Source organism: Rufibacter sp. JT20002 (assembly GCF_056491185.1).
Map to the genome: position 1 here is coordinate 229,176 of NZ_JBSZJY010000003.1, position 21,312 is coordinate 250,487.

At 52.0% G+C, this 21,312-nt stretch carries 17 protein-coding genes; 5 read left to right on the forward strand and 12 right to left on the reverse strand.

Going from position 1 to position 21,312, the window contains the following annotated elements; genetic code table 11:
• Positions 1-212: 212 nt before the first annotated feature.
• Positions 213-746: an N-acetyltransferase family protein gene (locus tag ACW9SV_RS14790; protein WP_479557548.1), complete on the forward strand. Its 534-nt coding sequence runs from the start codon at positions 213-215 to the stop codon at positions 744-746.
• Between the two features lie 52 nt (positions 747-798).
• Here ACW9SV_RS14790 and ACW9SV_RS14795 read toward each other — a convergent pair whose 3' ends face one another.
• On the reverse strand, positions 799-3,006 hold the full coding sequence (locus ACW9SV_RS14795) for a B12-binding domain-containing radical SAM protein (protein WP_479557549.1): 2,208 nt from the start codon (positions 3,004-3,006) through the stop codon (positions 799-801).
• A 247-nt stretch (positions 3,007-3,253) separates the two neighbouring features.
• On the opposite strand from ACW9SV_RS14795, the gene ACW9SV_RS14800 reads away from it, so the two are divergent.
• Entirely contained in the window at positions 3,254-4,309 is a 1,056-nt protein-coding gene (locus ACW9SV_RS14800) for a DUF748 domain-containing protein (protein WP_479557550.1), read from the forward strand.
• 171 nt (positions 4,310-4,480) lie between these two features.
• Here the strand turns inward: ACW9SV_RS14800 and ACW9SV_RS14805 are convergent, their stop codons facing one another.
• Positions 4,481-6,229: a hypothetical protein gene (locus tag ACW9SV_RS14805; protein WP_479557551.1), complete on the reverse strand. Its 1,749-nt coding sequence runs from the start codon at positions 6,227-6,229 to the stop codon at positions 4,481-4,483.
• Positions 6,230-6,439: 210 nt separating this feature from the next.
• Here ACW9SV_RS14805 and ACW9SV_RS14810 point away from each other — a divergent pair, with 210 nt between their 5' ends.
• Together ACW9SV_RS14810 and ACW9SV_RS14815 are read left to right on the forward strand one after the other, a co-directional pair.
• Positions 6,440-6,730, forward strand: a complete 291-nt coding sequence (locus ACW9SV_RS14810) for a YciI family protein (protein ID WP_479557552.1) — start codon at positions 6,440-6,442, stop codon at positions 6,728-6,730.
• A 241-nt stretch (positions 6,731-6,971) separates the two neighbouring features.
• Entirely contained in the window at positions 6,972-9,611 is a 2,640-nt protein-coding gene (locus ACW9SV_RS14815; RefSeq protein WP_479557553.1) for a cation-translocating P-type ATPase, read from the forward strand.
• 309 nt (positions 9,612-9,920) lie between these two features.
• Here the strand turns inward: ACW9SV_RS14815 and ACW9SV_RS14820 are convergent, their stop codons facing one another.
• Together ACW9SV_RS14820 and ACW9SV_RS14825 are read right to left on the reverse strand one after the other, a co-directional pair.
• The gene (locus ACW9SV_RS14820) at positions 9,921-10,763 is read right to left on the reverse strand and encodes a transglutaminase-like domain-containing protein (RefSeq protein ID WP_479557554.1); all 843 of its coding nucleotides are present in this window, start codon (positions 10,761-10,763) and stop codon (positions 9,921-9,923) included.
• On the reverse strand, positions 10,760-11,506 hold the full coding sequence (locus ACW9SV_RS14825) for a proteasome-type protease (protein WP_479557555.1): 747 nt from the start codon (positions 11,504-11,506) through the stop codon (positions 10,760-10,762). Before ACW9SV_RS14825 ends, ACW9SV_RS14820 begins: the two co-directional genes overlap by 4 nt.
• 424 nt (positions 11,507-11,930) lie before the next feature.
• Here ACW9SV_RS14825 and ACW9SV_RS14830 point away from each other — a divergent pair, with 424 nt between their 5' ends.
• Complete coding sequence (locus ACW9SV_RS14830) at positions 11,931-13,490, forward strand: protein adenylyltransferase SelO (protein ID WP_479557556.1); 1,560 nt, start codon at positions 11,931-11,933, stop codon at positions 13,488-13,490.
• 301 nt (positions 13,491-13,791) lie between these two features.
• On the opposite strand, the gene ACW9SV_RS14835 is transcribed toward ACW9SV_RS14830, so the two are convergent.
• The 8 genes from ACW9SV_RS14835 to ACW9SV_RS14870 form a co-directional block, all read right to left on the reverse strand.
• Complete coding sequence (locus ACW9SV_RS14835; protein WP_479557557.1) at positions 13,792-14,340, reverse strand: hypothetical protein; 549 nt, start codon at positions 14,338-14,340, stop codon at positions 13,792-13,794.
• Positions 14,341-14,562: 222 nt separating this feature from the next.
• The gene (locus tag ACW9SV_RS14840; RefSeq protein WP_479557558.1) at positions 14,563-14,775 is read right to left on the reverse strand and encodes a heavy-metal-associated domain-containing protein; all 213 of its coding nucleotides are present in this window, start codon (positions 14,773-14,775) and stop codon (positions 14,563-14,565) included.
• 64 nt (positions 14,776-14,839) lie between these two features.
• Positions 14,840-17,083: a heavy metal translocating P-type ATPase gene (locus ACW9SV_RS14845; protein WP_479557559.1), complete on the reverse strand. Its 2,244-nt coding sequence runs from the start codon at positions 17,081-17,083 to the stop codon at positions 14,840-14,842.
• 98 nt (positions 17,084-17,181) lie between these two features.
• On the reverse strand, positions 17,182-18,258 hold the full coding sequence (locus ACW9SV_RS14850; RefSeq protein ID WP_479557560.1) for a flavin-containing monooxygenase: 1,077 nt from the start codon (positions 18,256-18,258) through the stop codon (positions 17,182-17,184).
• A 355-nt stretch (positions 18,259-18,613) separates the two neighbouring features.
• Positions 18,614-18,991, reverse strand: a complete 378-nt coding sequence (locus ACW9SV_RS14855; RefSeq protein WP_479557561.1) for a four-helix bundle copper-binding protein — start codon at positions 18,989-18,991, stop codon at positions 18,614-18,616.
• A gap of 108 nt (positions 18,992-19,099) precedes the next feature.
• A complete protein-coding gene (locus tag ACW9SV_RS14860) occupies positions 19,100-20,044 on the reverse strand; it encodes a cation diffusion facilitator family transporter (protein WP_479557562.1) in 945 nt (314 codons plus the stop codon).
• Positions 20,045-20,263: 219 nt separating this feature from the next.
• Positions 20,264-20,593 (reverse strand): four-helix bundle copper-binding protein, encoded by a 330-nt coding sequence (locus ACW9SV_RS14865; RefSeq protein ID WP_479557563.1) that lies wholly within the window; start codon positions 20,591-20,593, stop codon positions 20,264-20,266.
• Positions 20,594-20,733: 140 nt separating this feature from the next.
• Positions 20,734-21,303: an AraC family transcriptional regulator gene (locus ACW9SV_RS14870; RefSeq protein ID WP_479557564.1), complete on the reverse strand. Its 570-nt coding sequence runs from the start codon at positions 21,301-21,303 to the stop codon at positions 20,734-20,736.
• Between the last annotated feature and the right edge of the window lie 9 nt (positions 21,304-21,312).

Genomic DNA, 21,312 nt, shown 5'->3' on the forward strand with positions numbered 1-21,312 from the left:
AATTCAACTACTAGTATACGCACATACCCAATTAGAAAGTGTATAAATAACGTGTGATTCTGCCATTTTTCACGTTTAAAAGGGCTTTTGCCCTTAAGGGTTTCAGGGCCGAATTCTGAAAAGTAGCCTTAGAACGAGCTTCTTGCGCTAGATTTCCATGGGCCGGGGCATCACCGATTCTTCTTCCGTATCTTTGCCAGAAATTTTATCAAATGTCTGCTTCACTTCCTGCTTCTATTACTTTCCGCAGCGGTACCTCCGCCGATGCCCACCTGCTTGCTGATTTAGGTTGGCGAACCTTTGACGAGACCTTCGCCGCCTATAACAAACCCGAGGACATGGCTGCTTTTAAACCCACCATGTACGCCCCCGAACTGCAAGCGGCAGAGTTAGCGGACCCCAACACGGAGTTCCTGATTGTTGAAGCAGAAGGAGAGGCCGTTGCCTACATCAAATGGAACACAGGACCGGCTCCAACTGAAATCTCTGGAAAGAACCCACTCCAGATTAGCCGGTTGTATTTACTGCAAGCCTGGACTGGCTGCGGTTTAGGAGATACTTTGATGAAAATGAGCTTAGAACGCGCTGCGCAAAACGGCCATGATGTGGTGTGGCTTACCGTATGGGAAAGCAATGAACGCGCCATCCGGTTTTACCATAAGTACGGTTTCAAGGAAGCAGGAGAGTTGACCTTTATCTTAGGCGAAGACGTACAGCGCGATCTGTACATGCAGGAGGAGGTGTAAGCATAGACACTCGTAGGACCTGCGGACATTACGAGTGTCTACGCCATTAGCTTTACACTACCAGCAACCCTCTTTCCCGCAAGTCCAGCCAGGTATCCATAATCAGGAACTCTTGGAAGGTGAACATTTGACCATTGGGGTAATCGGCGGCCATATCTTTCAGTAAGTATTTACTGCCGTAATCCTCCGACAGGCGGGTAAGCCAGGTATGTAGCCATTGCCCTACTTCAGGTGAGGTTCTGATTTCGTACTCCTCAGTTTTCTCAGTGAAGGTGAGGATGGCGTTTTGGAAGGTGCGGCCTTTCTTTGTTTTGGTCACCAACTCAATTTCCGGGGCATTACCAAGCCACAGTACGCGGAGGTTCTGCTTCTCTGAATCCGGTTTGCCGATGGCTTCCACGGCTTGGGCAATCATGTTCTTTGGGTGGGAGGCACGCGGCACCTTGAAGTCAAACCAGAATGATAGCGGCTCTTCCAACCCAATGCCGTGCATGTAGTTATACAGCGCTTTCGCCAAACCAGCCCCGAAAAGCTCATGGTCGGCACCTTGCGGGTCTTCGTGCCATAAATCGTTATCCGCAAACAAACCTGGTTCCGGACCTACTTTCACTACGCCGTATTTCTCTGGATTCTTACCGACAGGGCTATGCGCCGTCATGGAGAACCGGTGCCAGTACCCACTCTGAATAACATTCTGTTCAAACAGCTGCCGCACCACTTCTAAGGAATCGATTGTCTCCTGTGCAGTCTGAGTAGGGAAACCGTACATGAGGTACGCGTGCACCATGATGCCGGCGGCGGTGAAATCACGCGTCACACGGGCTACCTGGGCTATGCTCACGCCTTTTTCCATCTTCGCCAGCAAGCGGTCAGAGGCCACTTCCAACCCTCCAGATACAGCAATACAACCGCTGGCGGCTAGCAATCGACAAAGATCAGCGGAGAAGGTTTTTTCAAAGCGAATGTTGCCCCACCAGGTAATTTTCACGCCTCGGCGCAGCAATTCAATAGCTAGGTCACGCAACGCCAAAGGAGGTGCGGCTTCATCTACAAAGTGAAAACCCGTTTGTCCTGTCTGTGCGATAATCTGTTCAATGCGGTCTACCAGCAAGGTGGCCGGAGCGGTCTCGTAACGGGAGATATAATCTAGGGTGATATCGCAGAAGGAGCAGCGTTTCCAATAGCAGCCGTGAGCGATGGTGAGCTTGTTCCATCGTCCATCGCTCCAAAGGCGGTGCATTGGGTTCAGTACCTCCACCACGCTCAGGTATTCGTGTAATTTCAGGTCACTGTAATCAGGCGTGCCTACTTCCGTGTGCGGAATATCCGCATCAGTGGAGCCGTTGATATATTGAACCTCGCCGTTAAGCAGCAGGAACGTGCGTTGCAGTTGCTCCAGGTCACGTTGGCCTTGGAAATGCTGCAGCAGTTTGAGCCACGGACCTTCACCGTCATCTAAGGTGATAAAATCAATATAGTAGAAGATGCGGGGCTCGCGCAGGCTCCTTAATTCTGTATTGGGGTAGCCGCCGCCCATGAGGGTTTTCACGTGCGGGTATTTCTGCTTGATGAACTGCGCCAGCCGCAATGCCCCGTACAAATTTCCGGGAAAAGGCACCGTAAACCCAACCACCTCGGGCTGAACTTCTTGCATCCGCTCGTCAAGTAGACCCAACAGCATCTGGTCTACCAGATTAGGCGTGGTCTGCAGTTCCTCCTCCAAAGGGTCAAAGGAGGTGGCGCTCATGGCCAGTTTATCCGCGTAACGACTGAAGCCGAAGTGCGGGCAAACGGTCTCTTTAATCAAATCAGCTAAATCCTCCAGGTACAGCGTGGCCAGGTGCCGGGCGCGGTCTGTAATGCCCATAGTCCCGAAGGCTTCTTCCAAATCAGCTAGTTGCACGAAACGACTGGCCTCCGGAAGAAAAGAACCCATTGCAATTGGGTGCGCCAAGGTGCTGTCACGGCCTTGCAGGAAACGGATGACCGGCTCAATAGTATCCAGGTAGGACTTGCGCAGGCGCAGCATCCGCTGGCTGTTGTCTGACAATTCATAGGTGCCGTCCAGAATGGCCTGGAACACCTGGTTCAAGCCCTTGCGGGAGAACAGGCGCAACACCAGTTCCAGCCCGAAATCGGCTTGGGTCACATCAAACCCGCGGCCGCACAAAAAGCCTTTGATGTAGGCCGTGGCCGGATAAGGCGTGTTCAGCTGCGTAAGCGGCGGCGTAATGAGCAGGATTTTAGGAGCGGCGTTCAAGGGAATACTAATATTTGGGCAAAGGTACGGAAAGAGTGCTGAGTCTTAAATGCAGAGTTCTGAACCAGAAATTTTGATTTCGTGCTGCTTTCTGGAAAATAAGCCACTCTGCTGATGGAGAAACAGGCTTTGGAGGGGATGAGTTCAGAAACAGGGGTTGATTAGCCGTCTGTTAACTGCACTCCGTCTGCTTGCGTATTCACCGAAAAGCGGAGAGAAGATAAGTAGCACCATAACTTAAATAGAAATGGCTATTCGGCTCACACAACCATTTAAGATAGGACTAGCAGTGGTGGTCTTGCTGCTGGCTTTCAGAATTGCGCTTCCGTTCATTGTGAAGAAGTACGTGAACAAGACCTTGGAGGAACTGCCCGGCTATACTGGCTACGTGGAAGACGTAGACATCGCGCTCATTCGGGGGGCGTACCAGATAGAAGGGTTGGTTTTGAAAGAAGAAAAAGGCAACCCCAAGTACCCATTCCTGACCATTCCGCACACCGATTTATCCATTGAGTGGAAGTCACTGTTCAAAGGCAAACTGGTAGGCGAGGTTTTCATGACCGGACCGGTGTTGAATATGGTGACCAGTTCCTCGACCGGCAATTCCAAAGAGGACCCTAGCCTTGACCATTGGACTGAAGTAGTCAAAGACCTGATGCCTATCACCATCAACCGCTATGAGGTGCACAATGGTAAGTTCGCGTTTATGGATTTCAGCGCCTCGCCCGATGTCCGGTTCCATATCAGTAGCATGGAACTGGTAGCCCTCAACCTGGCCAATGTGGAGAAAGTAGGTAAAAAGCTGCCTTCTTCGGTCACAGTAAGCGGTAAGTCTATTGGCGGTGGCACTCTGAAAGGAAAGATGCAGGTGAACGCCCTCAAACGCATCCCCGATTTTGATGCCGATTGTCAGTTAACGGGCGTAAACCTCACCAGCCTGAATAACTTCATCAAAGCCTACGCCAAGTTTGACGTGGAACGCGGCAAGCTGGACATGTACGCAGAGTTGAAGGCAACAGATGGTAAGCTAGACGGCTACATCAAACCTTTCTTTGAAGAGGTAAAGGTTCTGAACTGGAAGAAAGACAAGAAAGAAGGTGGCATCCTGAGCGCCGTGAAAGAAGCCGTGATTGGTGTCTTCACCGAGGCCGCCGAAAACCAGCCCCGCGACCAGATTGCTACCCAAATTCCCATTAAAGGCAATCTCAACAACCCACAGACCAACAGTTGGAAGACCTTCATCAACGTACTCAAACACGCCTTCATTGATGCTTTCAGCAAAGGGATAGAAAATAGTCTGTAAGGAGTTCTGAGTCCTGAAGGATTCTGTTTTAGGGTTTGTTTTGGTAAAAGACTCCTAGAAGCCATTCGGCAGAACTAAACCTCTCATAAAATAACCTCCCGTTTAGAGCCTGGCTATATAAAGCCAGGCTCTAAACGGGAGGTTATTACTTAAGGGACCTTTAGCAGGTGCTTAATGCTGATGCTGCATTCCCGACGAGGAAGTGCGCGATCGGCTGCTGCCCATCATCAGACCAGGGTTCAGACGGAGGTAAATCTCGCCGGAAACCGGGGTCTTTCCGTACAGCGGTTTCAGCAATTTGTCTGGCGCGAAAACAGAGGCCTGCACCCCTACGGTCAAATAGGTATTGGCGAAGTTGGCGACGCGTTGGCTAGTGCCTAAAGTGAGGGCGTGCACGTCAAAAACATCGTAGTGGTCAAACTGGTCGGTGAGGTCCAGTTCGCCGGGCGTTTTCTGCACGTACTCGTAGCGACCGTAGATAGCTGTTTTGTCCATCTGCAGGTTGGCTTCGGCAATGGCCGAATGCTCCTTGTGGTGTCCACCGCCGTTAAAGCCCCAGATAAAGGCCGATGTGAAGAAGCGGTCACCACCACCTGCTAGCGGACGGCTGTACAAGGCCGAAGCTGTGGTGCGGGTCACGTCTTCCTCGGGCTCTAGCGATTCAGGGCTTTTCAGCCAGCCGCGCGATACTTGCAATGCCCAGTTCTCAGAAGGGTTATAGGATAGGCGAGCCGCATAAGAGTCGAAGCGGGCTTTGTCAAAGTCATAGCGGTTTTCATCGGGCTCACGGCCGGTGAAGTTAGAACCCTCAATCTTGAACTGCTTGTATCGGAAACCCACCGTGGCTACCCCGAAGGTAATGTGCGTGGCATCCTGCCAGTGGTGGCCAAGCGGCGACTCGGGGTTGTTGAACGCTGAGATGCGGTGCATGAACACGGGTGGTCCTACCGGCGGCTCCCCAGGGTACCCGAAGAAGCCATACACGTCCATGTCCTGGTTGAGCATGTGCGTGTAACCCACGCTGATTTCAGAAAACAAATCATGCGGGTGCTGGCGGTCTACCAGGCGTTTGCCGCCGCCGTACGTTTCGCCACTCTGGAACAGCAAGGGGTAGCCTCGGTCGCCCATGGTCAGTTCATCCAGGCTCATCATCACACTGAAGCGCAGCAAGCCGCGTCTGCCTACCTCGCGCTGAGCCATCCCCATAAACCAGTTGGGGGCATCCAGTTGAGAATCGCCGCGCGAGCCTTTGTTGAAGATGTCCTGCTTGTTGTATCTCAGCCAAAGCTGACCGTGGAACATAAGCATCCAATCGCCGGCGTGTTTCATGTAACCGTACATGGGTGTGGCATCGGGGTGCCAGGAGGTACCGGAGCCGTTCCGGTTCATGGGCAAATTGCGGGAAAATGAGTGACTCATGCCTCCCATGCCGTGGTTCATACCCGCGTGCTGGGTCGTGTCAGACTCAATGGCGCCGTGGTTCATGTTCATGCCGGGGTGGTGTTGATGACCCTTTGCAGTGTCCGTAGACATGGAATGTCCCTCATGGCCAGTAGTCTTCGCCCGGTTCAGGCTGTCCGAAGTCATCTGGTGGCCTTGGTGCTGGTGCGAAGTGTCAGTAGCGGGCATGTGGTGCTGTGAGTGGTCAACGGCGGGCGTAACCGGTTTTGATTTAGCCTTAGTTGCCGCTGGGGCCGTCTGCTTTTTTACCGCTGGTTTAGGGGCGGCTTTCTTTTGGGCAGGCTGGGTTTTTGAAGGCGTAACTTTGGGGGCCGGGGCTACCGTCTTTTTGGGAGCGGTTTGCTTCACGGCCGGTTTCGTCTCTTTTTTGGCCTGTGGCGGGGTGTGGTGCTCGTGCTGCGCCTCCGCCGATAAAAGGCCGAAAGACAAAGCTATGGCAAGGGTGAGAAGTGTTTTCATAGAATTTTAAGCAGTACTTGCGGTTAATTTTCTCTGCTACAAAGAAAACGCACGGCATGCCTTGGGGTTTAACATCATTTTGTAAGACTTGTGTATAATTAAGTTTCTGTCCTCTCGGTACCTGTCAGAGGAATGATTCAGGGCTGTTTTCCAGAAAACGGCCAGAATGGAGAGAAATCGTAGCTTTACTTTTCATCAAACCCATTGTGTATGTTCCTGATTGAACTCACTTATAAAGTACCTTTCTCAGAGATTGAGCCGTTCATGGCCGAGCACATGGCCTTCGTGGAGAAGGGCTACGCCAGCGGACACTTCCTTGCCTCGGGCCGCAAAGTCCCGCGTGACGGCGGACTCATTTTCTGCAAAGCCTCGGGCAAACCCGAAATAGAAGAACTCATGCAGGAAGACCCTTTTGTGAACCAGGATTTGGTAGAGCTCCGAATTGTGGAGTTTGTCACTTCCAGAACCGCAGAAGGGCTCACCGGCCTAGCTGAAGCTTAACCTTTCCGCTTTAGGGCTGTTTTCAGAAAGGCGAGCCTGAAGCAGAAAATCAAACCTAACGGTGCTGCCCTCGGCCACAGAGAGTTTGAGGGTTGCTTCCGTTTTATAGGGTTATTTTCCAAAACAGCGTAGAAACGTGGTCAGATTCTGCGTATACCCCAGAATAGTAGCCTTGGGAGGAGGGACGGATGGAGGAGGCTTCGCTTGTTAGCGTACTTAGCAATCAATAAACCATTGCCTCATGGAGTTCTACCAGCGCCCCACAGACCTAGTTTTAGAAGAGTTCCAGTCATCGGCTAAGGGCCTTACCAGTGCCGAAGTGCAGCAGCGGCTGCAACAATACGGGTACAATGAACTGAAAGAAGCAACCAAAGACCCCATCTGGAAGCTGTTTCTGGAATCTTTCAAGGACCCTATGGTCATTGTGTTGCTCATTGCGGCGGCTGTCCAGTTGGTGCTGGGCGAAGTCATAGAAGCCGTTATCATCTTTGCGGTACTTCTCCTGAATGCGGTGGTAGGCGTGGTGCAAACCAAGAAAGCCGAAGGAGCTTTAGATGCCCTTCGGCAAATGTCGGCACCCTCAGCTAAGGTCCTGCGCGATGGCGTGACCCAGACTATGGCGGCCCGCGAACTGGTACCCGGCGATGTGGTGGTGCTGGAGGCCGGCGATTTCGTTTCCGCCGATGGGCGGCTGGTGCAAAGCAACTCCCTACGCATAGACGAAGGCATGCTCACCGGTGAATCTGTGCCGGTGGAAAAACAAACCGAGGAAATCCCGGAAGAGGTAGCCTTGGGCGACCGCAAGAACATGGTGTTCAGCGGTGCGCTGGTGGTGTACGGCCGCGGAAAATTTGTGGTGACCGGCACCGCTGAAAAAACTGAAATAGGGAAAATAGCCGGTTTGCTCGCCTCCGCAGAATCCAAGCAAACGCCCCTCCAACGTAAACTCGCCGATTTCAGCAAGAAACTGGGCTGGGTGATTTTGGCGCTTTGTATCGTGATTTTCGGAGTAGAGGCCTTCCGCGTGTGGGCGGGCGGTGATACCGGCAATATGACCAATGCGCTGCTGAAAGCTTTCATGTTTGCCGTAGCCGTAGCCGTGGCCGCCATCCCCGAAGCGCTTTCTTCCATCGTGACCATCGTGCTGGCCGTGGGCACGAATAAAATGGCCAAGCGTAACGCTATCATCCGCAAGTTGCCGGCCGTGGAAACACTGGGCTCTACCAGTGTCATCTGCACCGATAAAACCGGTACGCTCACGCAGAACAAAATGACGGTAGTAGATTTCTACGTGCCCGGCAAAACCACTGAGGAATTTACCAGCGACCCCAGCCAATGGTCCATCTCCGAGCAGCGCCTGATGCAGGTAGCCGTTCTCTGCAATGATGCGCAAATCAACGAAGACGGCGCCGAAGTGGGTGACCCTACTGAGGTGGCCCTCATCGCGTACAGCAACCAGAAACAGCAGCCTTACCATGAGCTGAGAAGAAAGTACAAACGCGAAGCCGAGTTGCCTTTTGACTCGGACCGCAAGCTCATGTCTACCGTGCACACTATTGACGGACAACGGCTGATGCTCACCAAAGGCGGTCCCGATGTGGTGTTTTCCCGCTGTTCGCGCGTGCTGGTGGAAGGAGAGGAGCGACCGCTCACGCCGGAACTCCTGGAAACTATCCAGAACCAGAACGAAGATTTTTCTGACCGGGCGCTTCGGGTATTGGCCTTCGCTTACAAACCCATTTCCAATGCCAACGGGGTTTCTTTTGAAGACGAAAACGATTTGGTGTTGGTAGGCTTGAACGCCATGATTGACCCGCCCCGCGAAGAAGTGTATGCCTCCATCTCGGAAGCCAAGAAGGCGGGCATTCGTACGGTCATGATTACCGGCGACCATAAAACCACGGCCCAGGCCATAGGACGTGACATTGGTCTGATGGATGCAAACGACATCGCCTTAACCGGACAGGAACTGGACGCTTTGTCAGAAGAGGAACTGGACCGCCAGTTGGAAGATATTGCCGTGTACGCCCGTGTATCGCCGGAGAATAAAATCAGGATTGTGCGTGCCTGGCAGCGGAAAGGCAAAATCACCGCCATGACCGGCGACGGAGTAAACGATGCCCCGGCCCTCAAACAAGCAGACATCGGCGTAGCCATGGGCAGCGGGACTGATGTGGCTAAAGATGCCGCCGCTATGATTCTGACGGATGACAATTTCGTCTCTATTATCAGTGCGGTATCTGTAGGAAGAACTGTACTGGACAACATCAAGAAGTCCATTGCTTACCTGTTTTCTGGAAACCTCGGAGCCATCATTGCCATTTTATTCGCTTTGGCGCTGGACTGGGTGAACCCGTTTACGCCTATTCAGTTGCTGTTCATCAACCTGCTCAACGACTCTCTGCCCGCCATAGCCTTGGGCGTGGAAAAAGCAGAACCTAACGTGATGCACCGCAAACCCCGCGACATCAACGAGGGAATCTTTGCGGGCGGAACCCTGCGGAGCGTACTTATGCGCGGAATTCTGATTGGCGTGGCGGTGATTATCTCGCAATACATCGGCCTGCAGCATTCTGAGGAGATGAGCATTGCCATGGCGTTCACCACGCTGATTTTGGCTCGTACGCTGCAGACCTTCGCTGCTCGTTCCAACACCCAAACCGCCATTGGCGCCGGTTTCTTTAAGAACAAATACGTGATAGGAGCGGTGTTGCTGTGCTTCGGGTTGTATGGGTTGACCGTGTTGCCGGGCGTTAGAGGCATCTTTACCATACCCGCAGACTTCGGCTGGGACGAATGGAAAATAGCCGCCGGCTTAGCCGTTGGTGCTGTGATTTTGATGGAACTCTGGAAATTGATGCCTTGGGTTTCTAAGAATTAGGAAAGCAGGTAAGGCTTCGTTTGTATGCTCTGCAAAAGAGCTATTCTTAGCTAAACCAAAAGTCCTTACACGCACTCCGTCCCCCTTTGAAGGGGGTAGGGGATGATTATTCCTGCTGATAATGGCGTTCCCGAGAATCTTCATCTGTTCGCCTACTTGAATTGTTTTCTGGTTCTTCCCGCGTCTTGGTCATCCCCCTACCCCCTTCAAAGGGGGACGGAGTGCGAACCTGATTTAGAACAAGATATGAGTTAGCATAGAAAGCCGTTTTCTTGACTGTCTCTGCCAATGCTGTTCCTACTGCTGTCCTCAGGAAAACGAATAACCTTGCGTGGTGCTGTCGCTGTCTACGGCCTCAAACTCATCATCCAACAGTTCTACACTTACTTCATGTTCTTGGAAATGGAGGTTGCCGAAAGTGCTGGCGAACGCAGTTTCAGTGGCATCAGCACCGGAAGCTATTTTCACCATGCCATTGAGGGGAGCCATTTTGGTGGAGTCGAAAAGAATCCAGTGACCACCTAGGTAGGCTTCAAAACAAGCGTGAAAGTCGGCGGGCTGTAGTCGGTAAGAATAGGCGGTCACGTACCGGGCCGGGATAGTGAGGGCGCGGCAAAGGGCTACTCCCAGGTGCGCGAAATCACGGCAGACGCCTACTTGTTCGGTAATAGTGTCAAAGGCTGAGGTATGCGGCGTGGTATAACCACCGCTGTATTCCACGTTTTCATGAATCCAGTCGCGCACGGCCATCACCTTGTCAAACCCATGGTAAATGTTCCCGAACTTATGGTGGGCAAACTTGTACAACCTATCAGACTGGCAATAGCGGCTGGGGTGCAGGTACCGCAGCACCGAGGCGGGCATCATCGGAATAGCCACATCCACCAACTGCTCGCTGGGAATGGTTTGGAACTGGTTTTCTGCTTTCGCCGAGAAAGCGAACGTGACCGTACCAGCGTCTGGCACCTGAATAATCTTCATCCGCTTTTCGCCGGCTGCCGCAGGCACTTCCTGCATGGTGACGCCGGGCACTGCCTCAAATGCTTCGTCCCACACAGTTTGCGTTTCTGATTTGAAGGGTAATATGCTCAAGATGACAGAGGAGGAAGAGATGATGTCATACTTCATCTTGACAGTTACCGCTAATTTCATAGGTGGTCTTCGGTGGTAGGCACGGGAATCTTATTGAAAGCTGCCTCCATCCAGGTATCCGGGATTTTGTTTAAGGCAGATTTCAGTTCAGAGGCCCATTGTTCAGAGATACTTTCCAGGTCTTTTTTGGTGTACCGGTGTTCTACCATCTCAAAGCTGTTGGCACGGTAGAGCACTACATCAATAGGAAAGTCTACGTCATTGGCGCTGACGCGGGTAGAGTCAAACGATAAAAATCCGGTTTTTAAGGCCAATTGCATGGAAGATTCGTCGGTAAGCGTACGGTTAAGGATGGCTTTGCCGTGACCGGAGTTCCCGATGACCACAAACGGAGCTCCCTGGCCCAGTTCTACCCAGTTGCCCTCAGGATAAAGCAAGAAAAGTTTGTGCTCTTCGTCATCCTTCAACTGTCCGCCTATAATAGTATGCAGGTTAAACCGCAGGCCCGCTTGCTCCAATTCTTCTCTGTCTTCTTTGGCTGCCCGTTTTACCTGCGCCCCGAAATCATTGACGGCTTTGTACAGTTTGTTGTACTCGGCACCTTCCTCCATGAGTTCTTGGAAGTAGAGCACCGCTTTGTCGCGCACCGACCTCAGTCCGCTGGTCATGATAAAGAGCGAGTGCTGCCCGTGTTGCTGAATGTATATTTTCTTTTTCTCTGTGGTGTCAGAACCCGCAGTAATTCTGGTGTCTGCGATGGCAACCAGCCCCTCTTTCACTTTTATTCCTAAACAGTACGTCATAATAAACTCCCCTTCTGCCGGTTGATGCCTCTTGTAGATAAATTGATATTTTAAACCGGTTAAAGTTAAAATATTGTAAATAAGGCTTGTAAGGCATTTAAAGGTACTAAAGTTTAGCGTAGGTATTTACCGCAACCCGCATGTTTTTGCAACATCTACCCGCCTAAAGATTTAATTTTTAATTGAGTAAGAACAAGTTTGCCTCCATTGGCAATCCCAAAAATTGTTTAGCTTAAAAGAGTATCCTCAGGTAAACCACAGGAGCAAGAGCCTAGGACAGAATCTTTCAAAAGAAACCGGTTTCCTGAAAAAGATAATGGCTAAACTCAACTACTTTCCCTTTAATTCTGTTAAAAGAAAGCTCCGCTAGTGTCTCCTTCAGTAGAAGGGAAATTGGCCGTAAGAGCACTTATACTCAAAACCTATGCACTCTTTAAGCGAAAAAGAATATAAAAACGAATTTGTCGCCGCCTTTGACGGTGATGACAGCGGCAATACCAAACCGCGTCAGACCCCCGGCGTCTTGTACAGCAAAGCCATACCTACGCCAGTGAGTAAACCCGAGCTATTGGCTTGGTCTGATGAACTGGCCCAAGAACTAGGCATTGAAAAACCCACTGACCAGAAAGACATCGACATCCTGGGCGGGAACCGAGTGGCTCCGTCTATGTACCCGTACGCCGCCTGTTACGCTGGGCATCAGTTCGGGAACTGGGCCGGGCAGCTAGGCGATGGCCGGGCCATTACGCTGGGCGAGTGGGAAGCCCCGAACGGAAAAACCTGGGAATTGCAACTGAAAGGCCCAGGGCTTACCCCGTATTCCCGTCGGGCCGATGGAAGGGCAGTGTTGCGTTCCTCGGTGAGGGAATACCTTATGAGCGAGGCCATGCATTACTTGAGCGTGCCTACCACCCGGGCCCTCAGTTTGGTGTCAACCGGAGACAAGGTGCTGCGTGATATGTTCTACAACGGAAACCCTGCCTACGAGCCCGGTGCCATTGTCATGCGTGTAGCGCCTAGTTTCCTGCGTTTCGGGAGTTTTGAGATGCCTGCCGCCCGCCGTGAAAACGAGAATTTGCAGAAGTTGGTAGACTGGACCATTGACCGCTACTACCCGCACCTGCAGGGCGAAAACCGGATTCTGGCTTGGTTTAAAGAAGTCATGGAAAGAACCGCCAGCCTCATGGTAGACTGGATGCGCGTAGGTTTCGTGCACGGCGTCATGAACACCGACAACATGTCTATCCTGGGCCTTACCATTGACTACGGCCCGTTCTCCTTCCTGGACGACTACGACCCGGATTTCACTCCCAATACCACTGACTTACCCGGCCGCCGTTACGCCTTCGGGAAACAGGCCTCTATCGCTTATTGGAACCTGGGTTGTCTGGCCAGCGCCATCGCGCCGTTGCTGCCCGGTACCGAAGAACTGGTGGCCATCTTGGAAACCTACGGCGATATTTTCCATGAGAAGTATTATGCCATGATGGCCAATAAACTAGGGTTAGACGAAGTAAAGGACGGTGACCAGGAACTAATTACCCGCTTCACCAACACCCTGTACACCCTCAACCTGGATATGACCATCTTCTTCCAATTGCTCATAGACGCACCGCAGGAGCTGAAAACCGAAGAAGAAACAGAAGCCTATTTCCAGGACAGTTTCTACAGACCGCTAGAACAAGGAGAGCGCATCACCCTGCACACGCTGCTAACAGATTACCAAGCGCGCCTGCAAACCAACACCAGCACCCGCGAAGAAACCGTTCATAAGATGCAGGCAGCTAACCCCAGAATCATCCTCCGGAATTACCTTCTGCACCAGGCCATAGAAGAACTGGAACGCGGGGAGAACACGCTATTTCTGAAACTGCAAGCCGCCATGAAGGACCCGTATTCCCGCAATTTTGATGAGTTCTTCGCCAAGCGCCCCGACTGGGCCAGCCAGAAAGCCGGTTGCTCCATGCTGTCCTGCAGCTCATAAAGGTGGAAACCCGCGTATTCCGTCCCCATTTGAAGGGGGTAGGGGAATGATTACTTGTGCAGATGATAGTAGGGGCAATCCCTTGCGGTTGCCCTTAGCCAAGAGAGGCACAGTTTAGGTTGTTGGTGATAACACCAACAACGGAGACACGGCGACAATCTACTTATAATAGTACAAATGCGTAAGAAACGAATAAGTAAGGGCAACCACAAGGGATTGCCCCTACATGAGAAGATAGCCTTTCAGGGCTGTTTTCAGAAAGGTAGACCTAAACAGAAATGGGCGTGGAAGTCAAATGAGGTTAGTACATTTCAATGACTTTCAGCGTCCATTTTTCATTGATCTTGTAAGTGCCGTTCCGTAAGACGTGCAATCCTTCCCCTATGCCGTAAAGTGCTATAGCGCCGCCCATAGTTTGGAAAGCATCCATCCGGTCACGTTTGTCGTTTAGGTTTGTCAGCACATTGACGGCTCCTACCAGGGTAAAGATACTTCCTCCGGCTTTGAAGAAAGACCCCATAAAATGAGCTACCTTCCGGCCACCGGTGTGGTTTCTAAGCCTGATTTTTTCCACATCCTTTAGCGGCACTTCCAGACCTTCCACATAAAAAGAATTCCCCCGGATGTCCAGCACTTCCATGGTTTGCAGCTTCTTGTCCTGGAAACGCTTGAAGGTGATAGACTCACCAATCTGAATCCGGAAGCGGTATATTGTCCCAGCCTTCGCTAAAAGCAGGTAGCGGTATTTACCTGTGGCCGTGGCCAGAGAGACAGTGGTTTGTGCGTGGCATGTGGTAGAAAAGGTACAACTGAAGAAAAGGAGAATCCCGAACAGAAGATGTTTGAACATGCCGATGGAGTGGTTTACCTGGAAACGATGCGCCGGTAAACTTATTGATAAATCCGTAGACTTCCGGAAGCGAAATGCTGCGCTTCTATTTTTAAGGTATTGTCAAGAAAACAAGTCGGAATTGAGTAAACCAGTTTGTGCCTGCTCTTGGTAAGCAGCCAATCCGAAGGGTAGTAAAGCAGAAAGGCCACTCATCTGGAGTGGCCTTTCTGTTTTAACTAATTAATCGTCAAGTTTAGTAGCGGTGTAACCCGCTAGTTCCACGGCTTGGATGACGGTGTCAGAAGAAGCGTCACCTTCAATGGTTAAAACTTTGTCTGGGCTGGCGGTGTCTACCTGCCAGGTGTAAATACCAGGCGTGTTGTCCAGCGAAGGTGTCACGGCGGCAATACAGCCTCCGCACTTTATGTTAGTTTTGAATTTTTTAGTTGACATATTTATCGAATTAAAAATGGGGAATTAGGAACCGATAACAAACAGCAATAAACAATCAGCAATATTACAGCTTTAACGTCCGGAGGCGCAAACTGTTGGTCACTACGGAGACGGAGCTGAGGGCCATGGCTGCGCCCGCCAGCATCGGGTCCAGCAGGAATCCCCACACCGGATACAGTAAACCAGCCGCTACCGGTATCCCGATGACGTTGTAAATGAACGCCCAGAACAGGTTCTGATGGATGGTACGCACCGTGCCCTTGCTCAGTTTGATGGCCTTAGCAATGGCTTTAAGGTCTGAGTGCATGAGCGTGACCTTGGCCACATCCATGGCGATGTCGGTGCCACGGCCCATGGCGATGCCCACATCGGCGAGAGCCAAGGCTTGGGAGTCGTTGATGCCGTCGCCCACCATGCCTACCACCTGTCCCTGACGCTGCAGTTCCTGGATGAAATTAGCTTTGTCCTGCGGCATCACTTCGGCTTTGAAATGTTGCAGACCCACTTGCTTGGCCACCGCGGCGGCGGTTTGGGCGTTGTCGCCGGTGAGCATGTATACCTGTAGGCTCAGATTTTGCAAATTTTTGATGGCTTCCGCCGAGGATTCCTTGATGGTATCGGCGATGGCGATGAGGGACACTACTTGGTCTTGTCTTCCGGCAAAAACCACTGTTTTGGCCTCGGATTTCAGTTTCTGGGCCTTTTCCTCTAAATGAGGCGCAAAGCGGAGGTTGTTTTCCTGCATCAGTTTCTCGTTGCCTAACCAGTAAGTTTGCCCCTGGAACTGCGCCTGAACGCCTCGGCCGGTCACACTTTCAAAACCCTCCAGCACGGCTGCTTTGGCCCCGTTTTGGGTAAAGTGCTTGGCAACAGCCTCCGCCAGCGGGTGCTCCGATTGACTTTCCATGGCCAGCAACACTTGGGTTAACGCAGGCTGAGCTTCAGAAGGAACGTCCCACACCACCTCGGTCACCTCTGGTTTGCCTTTGGTGATAGTGCCGGTTTTGTCCAGCACAATGGCGGTGAGTTTATGGGCCGTTTCCAGGCTTTCGGCATCTTTTATGAGGATTCCGTTTTCGGCCCCTCGGCCCACGCCCACCATGATGGCGGTTGGAGTAGCAAGACCCAAGGCACAAGGACAAGCAATGATAAGTACAGTAATCATGGCTAGCAGCGCGTGCGTCACGTTGTTGTCGCCGTCCAGGAAGTACCAGGCCGCGAAGCTGAGCAAAGCAATCCCAATCACGATGGGCACGAAGATGCCGGCCACCTTATCCGTGAGTTTCTGGACGGGCGCTTTGGAGCCTTGCGCTTCCTGCACCATTTTGATAATTTGGGCCAAAAGCGTCTGGGTACCCACTTTCTCGGCTGAAATCTGCAGACTGCCTTTCTGGTTGATGGTGCCGGTAAACACCTGGTCACCCGCACTTTTCTCCACCGGAATCGGCTCGCCGCTAATCATGCTTTCGTCTAAGAATGAGGAGCCGCTGACCACCCGGCCATCCACCGGAATCTTCTCGCCGGGACGAATCACCAGTACATCGCCCACCAGCACATCCTCAATAGGCAGTTCCACCTCCAAGCCGTTTCGTACCGCTTTCACGGTTTTCGGCTGCAAACCCATCAGCTTTTTAATGGCCCCCGAAGTGCGGGATTTAGCCCGTTCTTCCAGCAGTTTGCCCAAAAGAATAAACGCGATGATGACCGTGGCGGCCTCATAATACACGTGCGGCTCCAGTCCGCGGGAAAGGAAAAACTGAGGGTAAAACGTGTTGAAGGCGCTGAACAGAAACGCGATGCTGGTGCTCAAGGCTACCAGTGTATCCATGTTGGCTTTGCCGTGGCGGGCCTGTTTAAAGGCGTTTACGTAGAAGTTTCGGCCAAACCAGAACACCACCGGCAGGGTAAGCGCCAGCATAATCCAGTTGCCGTAGGGCATGTGGTGGAAGAACATGCCAATGACCGCCACCGGCAACGACAAGGCGGCGGCCCAGATGGTTTTGGTTTTGATTTGGCTATACGCTTCCTGCTCCCGAACCTCCTGGGCCTCCTGGGTGGCTTCTTCTTTTTCCAGCAGCAAATCATAGCCTATGTCCTGAATGGCTTTCTGAAGGAGGTGAAGGTCGGTGCCGGGGGCGTATTCTACCAGGGCGGTTTTGTTGGCGTAGTTTACAGCGGCACTTTGTACGCCCGGTTGGGCCTGGAGCATGGACTCCACGCTCACGGCACAGGCGGCGCAGCTCATCCCGTCTATTGGAAAAGTATTCTTTATGGCGGGTTTCGTCATCTCTTTGGTTAAGGTTGCCATAATGGTACATGTTTAAATAAGATTCAATTTCTGATACAAAGATAAAGTGACCCCCAGCCCGAAGCGTTACAGCATTGTATTCTCCGTGTTACATAATTTTATTTCAACCGCTCCGCGATGTATCGGGCATCTCGGCCCACGCCCAGCAGTAGCGCGGAACTTCGGCTGCGCTGCCAGGAAAGCCCCAGGTAATACAGTCCCTCCACCGGACTCAAGCCCTGCGTATGTACCGGTTGGCCGTTCTCAGCCACCGCATTCGGAATCTGGAGCCATCGGTAATCAGGCTTGAAGCCGGTGGCCCAAATGATGCTGTTGAACGAAGTTTGGGTGCCGTCTTTGAAGAGTACCTCCTGTTGGTGGAAGGCTGAGATTTCAGGCCGAAGGGTAACCTGTTTGTTTTGCAGCAGTTTTTCCAATTCCCGCCCGTAAATGACATCATTGTTCTTCAGTACCTTTTTGCCAAGCAAGGAAGTAGAGAAAGCATAGATGGCCCCAGTTTTGGTACCCCACCAGAACACACTTTTTCCAAACTTCCTGAGTTCAGAGAACTTCGGCCCCTTTTTCACCGAGAGGTGTACCTCATGCGTTTTGGCCAGCTCTACCGCAATCTGCGCCCCTGAATTACCTGCTCCTACCACTAGCACCCTACCCGCCGGAATATGGGTTGGGTTGCGGTACTGGGAACTGTGAAATTGTACTACCTCATTAGAAGGCGCGGTGTTGTAAGTAGGGACAAACGGAGTCTGAAACGGACCGGTAGCTACAACCACTTGCCTGACTTTGAAGGTTTGAGAAGTCGTCTCGATGTAGAACACATCATCTGGTTTCGTCACTGACATTACCTGTTGACCCAACGCCACCGGAAGATTGAAATGGACTGCGTACTGCTCTAAGTAATGGGCGATTTCATCTTTGGTAGGATAGTAGCCTTCAGGCTGCAGAAGTGGAAAGCCCGGCATTTGGCAGTACTCAGCTGGCGTGAAGAGGCGCAAAGAGTTGTAACGGTCTCGCCATGATTGACCTAGCTGGGAAGCGGCTTCTACCAACAGGAAGTTCTTTTGTTGGAGATGCAGGTAATACCCTATAGCCAATCCCGCCTGTCCGGCGCCAATGACAATCACATCATAGACCTTTTGCTTCTCTTGAAGCGGTAAGATTTTGTTTTGGGGCTGCATCACTATTCTGTTTAGTCGATGCGCAAATCTAGCAGGAGGCCCTGCCTAGTGCTTTACACAATTTTGTAGAAGACGTGCAGGATTTTAGCTTGACTGTAGACAAGCCCTATTTCGGAACGGGCGAACGGCAAATGTAGGGGCAACCCTTGTGGTTGCCCTGAACGGTAACGCTTGTAAACAGGTAAATAAATGGTAGCACCTATCCATTTGGAACCTGTCTTATGCATTCGGAATAGAAAAGGGCAACCACAAGGGATTGCCCCTACATTAAAACGAAGAAGCTTGCTTCACCGCGCGCGCAGCAAAGGAAGCTTCTTCGTTTAGGGGGTATTTTCAGGAAACAGACAAAAAGCGTTTATTCAGAATCTGACCGGGCTGCGGAGAGTAGTTCAGCTACCAAGTCAGACCGAGGGATTAGTTCTTGGCAGATTTCCATGCAGTGCCGGCAAGCAGCGGCGCAGGCTTGGCAATGGTCGTGGGCGTGGCGTTCGCACTCCACGGCGCAGGCCTCGCAGATTTCCACGCACTGGCGCAAGACCAGGCGGGCGTGCTCAGAACCTTTGGAGAGAAACGAGGCGGTGAGGCGGCAATAGTCGGCGCAGTCAAGGTCCAGGTGGATACAGCGCGCCATCTTTTTCACTTCTTCTTCCTGCAGGCAGGCGGTGGCACAATGGTCGCAGGCCGCTATACAGGCCAGTAACGCGTCAATGGCCGGTTTATACTCGGTACGCATAGGCTTGAAGTTTGGTGAACTTTTTTATACGAGCCAAACCAAGCAAGGGGCACGGTTTTCGACTGATTTTACCAAAAGAAGCCGAAAAGGAAATGGCAGGTGACGAGCTTAATGATATACCCCTGCCTCGGCACAGGTGAGGGCTTCGGGGCCGCGTTCTACCTGCAGGGTCACATGCGGAATATGGAAGTGGTCGCGGAGGTCTGCCCTGATTTGGGACAGTTGATTATCAGTGTAGGTGTCTTCCACTACCAAATGGGCGGTAAGGGAATTTTCGGTGCTGCTCATGGCCCACACGTGCAGGTCATGCACTTCGGCTACGCCGGGTACTTCTAACAGATAAGCTCTGATGGCGGCTAAGTCAATGCCGTGCGGGACGGCGTCTAAGGTGAGGCGCAATGATTCTACCAACAAGCCCCAGGTGCTCCAGACAATGACTACCACAATCACCAAACTCATGAGGGCATCTACCCAGAACCAGCCGGTGTAGTACATAACCAGGCCGGCTACTACCACTCCCAAACTTACCAGGGCATCGGCGGCCATGTGTAGGTAAGCGCCTTTCACGTTGATGTCGTGGTCTTTGTCGCGGAAGAAAAGGAGGGCGGTGCCCGCATTGATGATAATCCCGATACCCGAGACCAGGGAGATGGCGGTTCCGTTCAGGGCAGGCGCCGTGCCCAGCCGCTCAATGGCTTCCCAGCCAATAGCGCCAACGGCTAACAGGAGCAAAACCGCATTAAGCAGCGAGACCAGTGTGGTGCTTTTACCATACCCGTAGGTAAACCGATCAGTGGGTTTGCGCTGCGATAGCTTCAGGGCGAAAAAGGCCAGCAGCAGGCTAATAACATCAGTGAAGTTATGGCCGGCATCGGTGAGCAGCGCGAGGGAATTGTACCACCATCCGGCCCCAGCTTCCACGAGTACATATAAAATATTCAGGCCGATGCCTAACATAAAGGCCCGGTTCAGGTGACCTGAAGCAGGTAAGCCGTGCCCATGATGGTAGCCGTGGTGCGCATGGGAATGCCCGTGAGAATGTGAGTGCGCCATAAAGAAGGTCAGTTGTTTTTTCTTTTACGTAGCCGAAGAAAAGACTTTAGGTAGCGGTTCAAAGAAATGGCAAAGCGGAGCATCTTCTGTTACAGGTTTTAAAGACTGTGTTATAGAATTTGGTAGAGGCATTTGGGTTTGAGGCTGGTTTTAAGAAAATAGCCTTAAAAGAAACAGCCGGATAAACCGGCTGTTTTGTTCTTTCTCCTGCAGGCGGTATTAAGCGGCAAGAGAACGGCAGGCTTCGGCGCATCTGCGGCACGCCTCGGCACACCGTTGGCAATGCTCATCCTGATGATGGGAACATTCTGCGGCGCAGGCTTCGCAAACTTCAATGCACTCGCGGAGGAGGTGCTTGCCATGTTCTGACCCTCGGGCCAACAAAGTAGCGGTGAGACGGCAGATATCAGCGCAGTCGCGGTCTATGGCAATGCAGCGGGCCATCATTTTTACGTCTTCTTCCTGCAGGCACATGGTGGCGCAGTTCTCGCAAGCCAGGATACAGTCGTGTATGGCGTCTATAACGGATCTATTGGGGGTGTTTTGCATAAGATTTGGGGTTAAGTGAAACAAAAAGTACCTGCCAATCAGGAAGAAGAAAGCCTCTTTCCTGAAGCAGGTACCTTTTTACGCCTTGTGGCCTCAGCCGTTGTTATAAAATGAAACGCCCTGTTGTGTAAAATTCAAGCTTAAGCCAGTTTATCCAGCGGGAAACGCTCTACAGAAGGATCTTTCTTGAAATCAGTGACGGAGACGCCGGTTACTTTCTTGAACTGGTTGGAGAGGTGCTGCACGCTGCTGTACTGCAGCCGATGGGCGATTTCGCTTAAGGTCAATTCTCCATAGGAAATGAGTTCTTTGACCCGCTCTATCTTAAGCCGGATGAGGTATTTCTCCAGCGTGGTGCCGGTGTGCTGCGAGAAAACCTTGCTCAGGTGCTGGTAAGACAAGCCCAGTTTTTCAGACAAATACACCGAGGTGGTGATGGGCTGGTAGGCTTCCTCCAGATGGCGTTGGTACTCCAGCAGCGTGATTTTGATCAGGTCGGTGAGTTGCTCGTCCTTTTCCTGCAGCAGCTCAAACCCATGGGCCTGCAACGCCGAGGAGAGGGCCGGAGCATCTACTTCGTCTGGACCAGTGACCACTGCCTCGCCCAGTTTTACCTCCTGCACTTCCAGCCCCTGTTGCGTTAATACCTCGGTGACCGTGGCGATGCACCGCGGGCAAACCATGTTCTTGATATGTAAGTGATGTTCCATGGCGGGTAT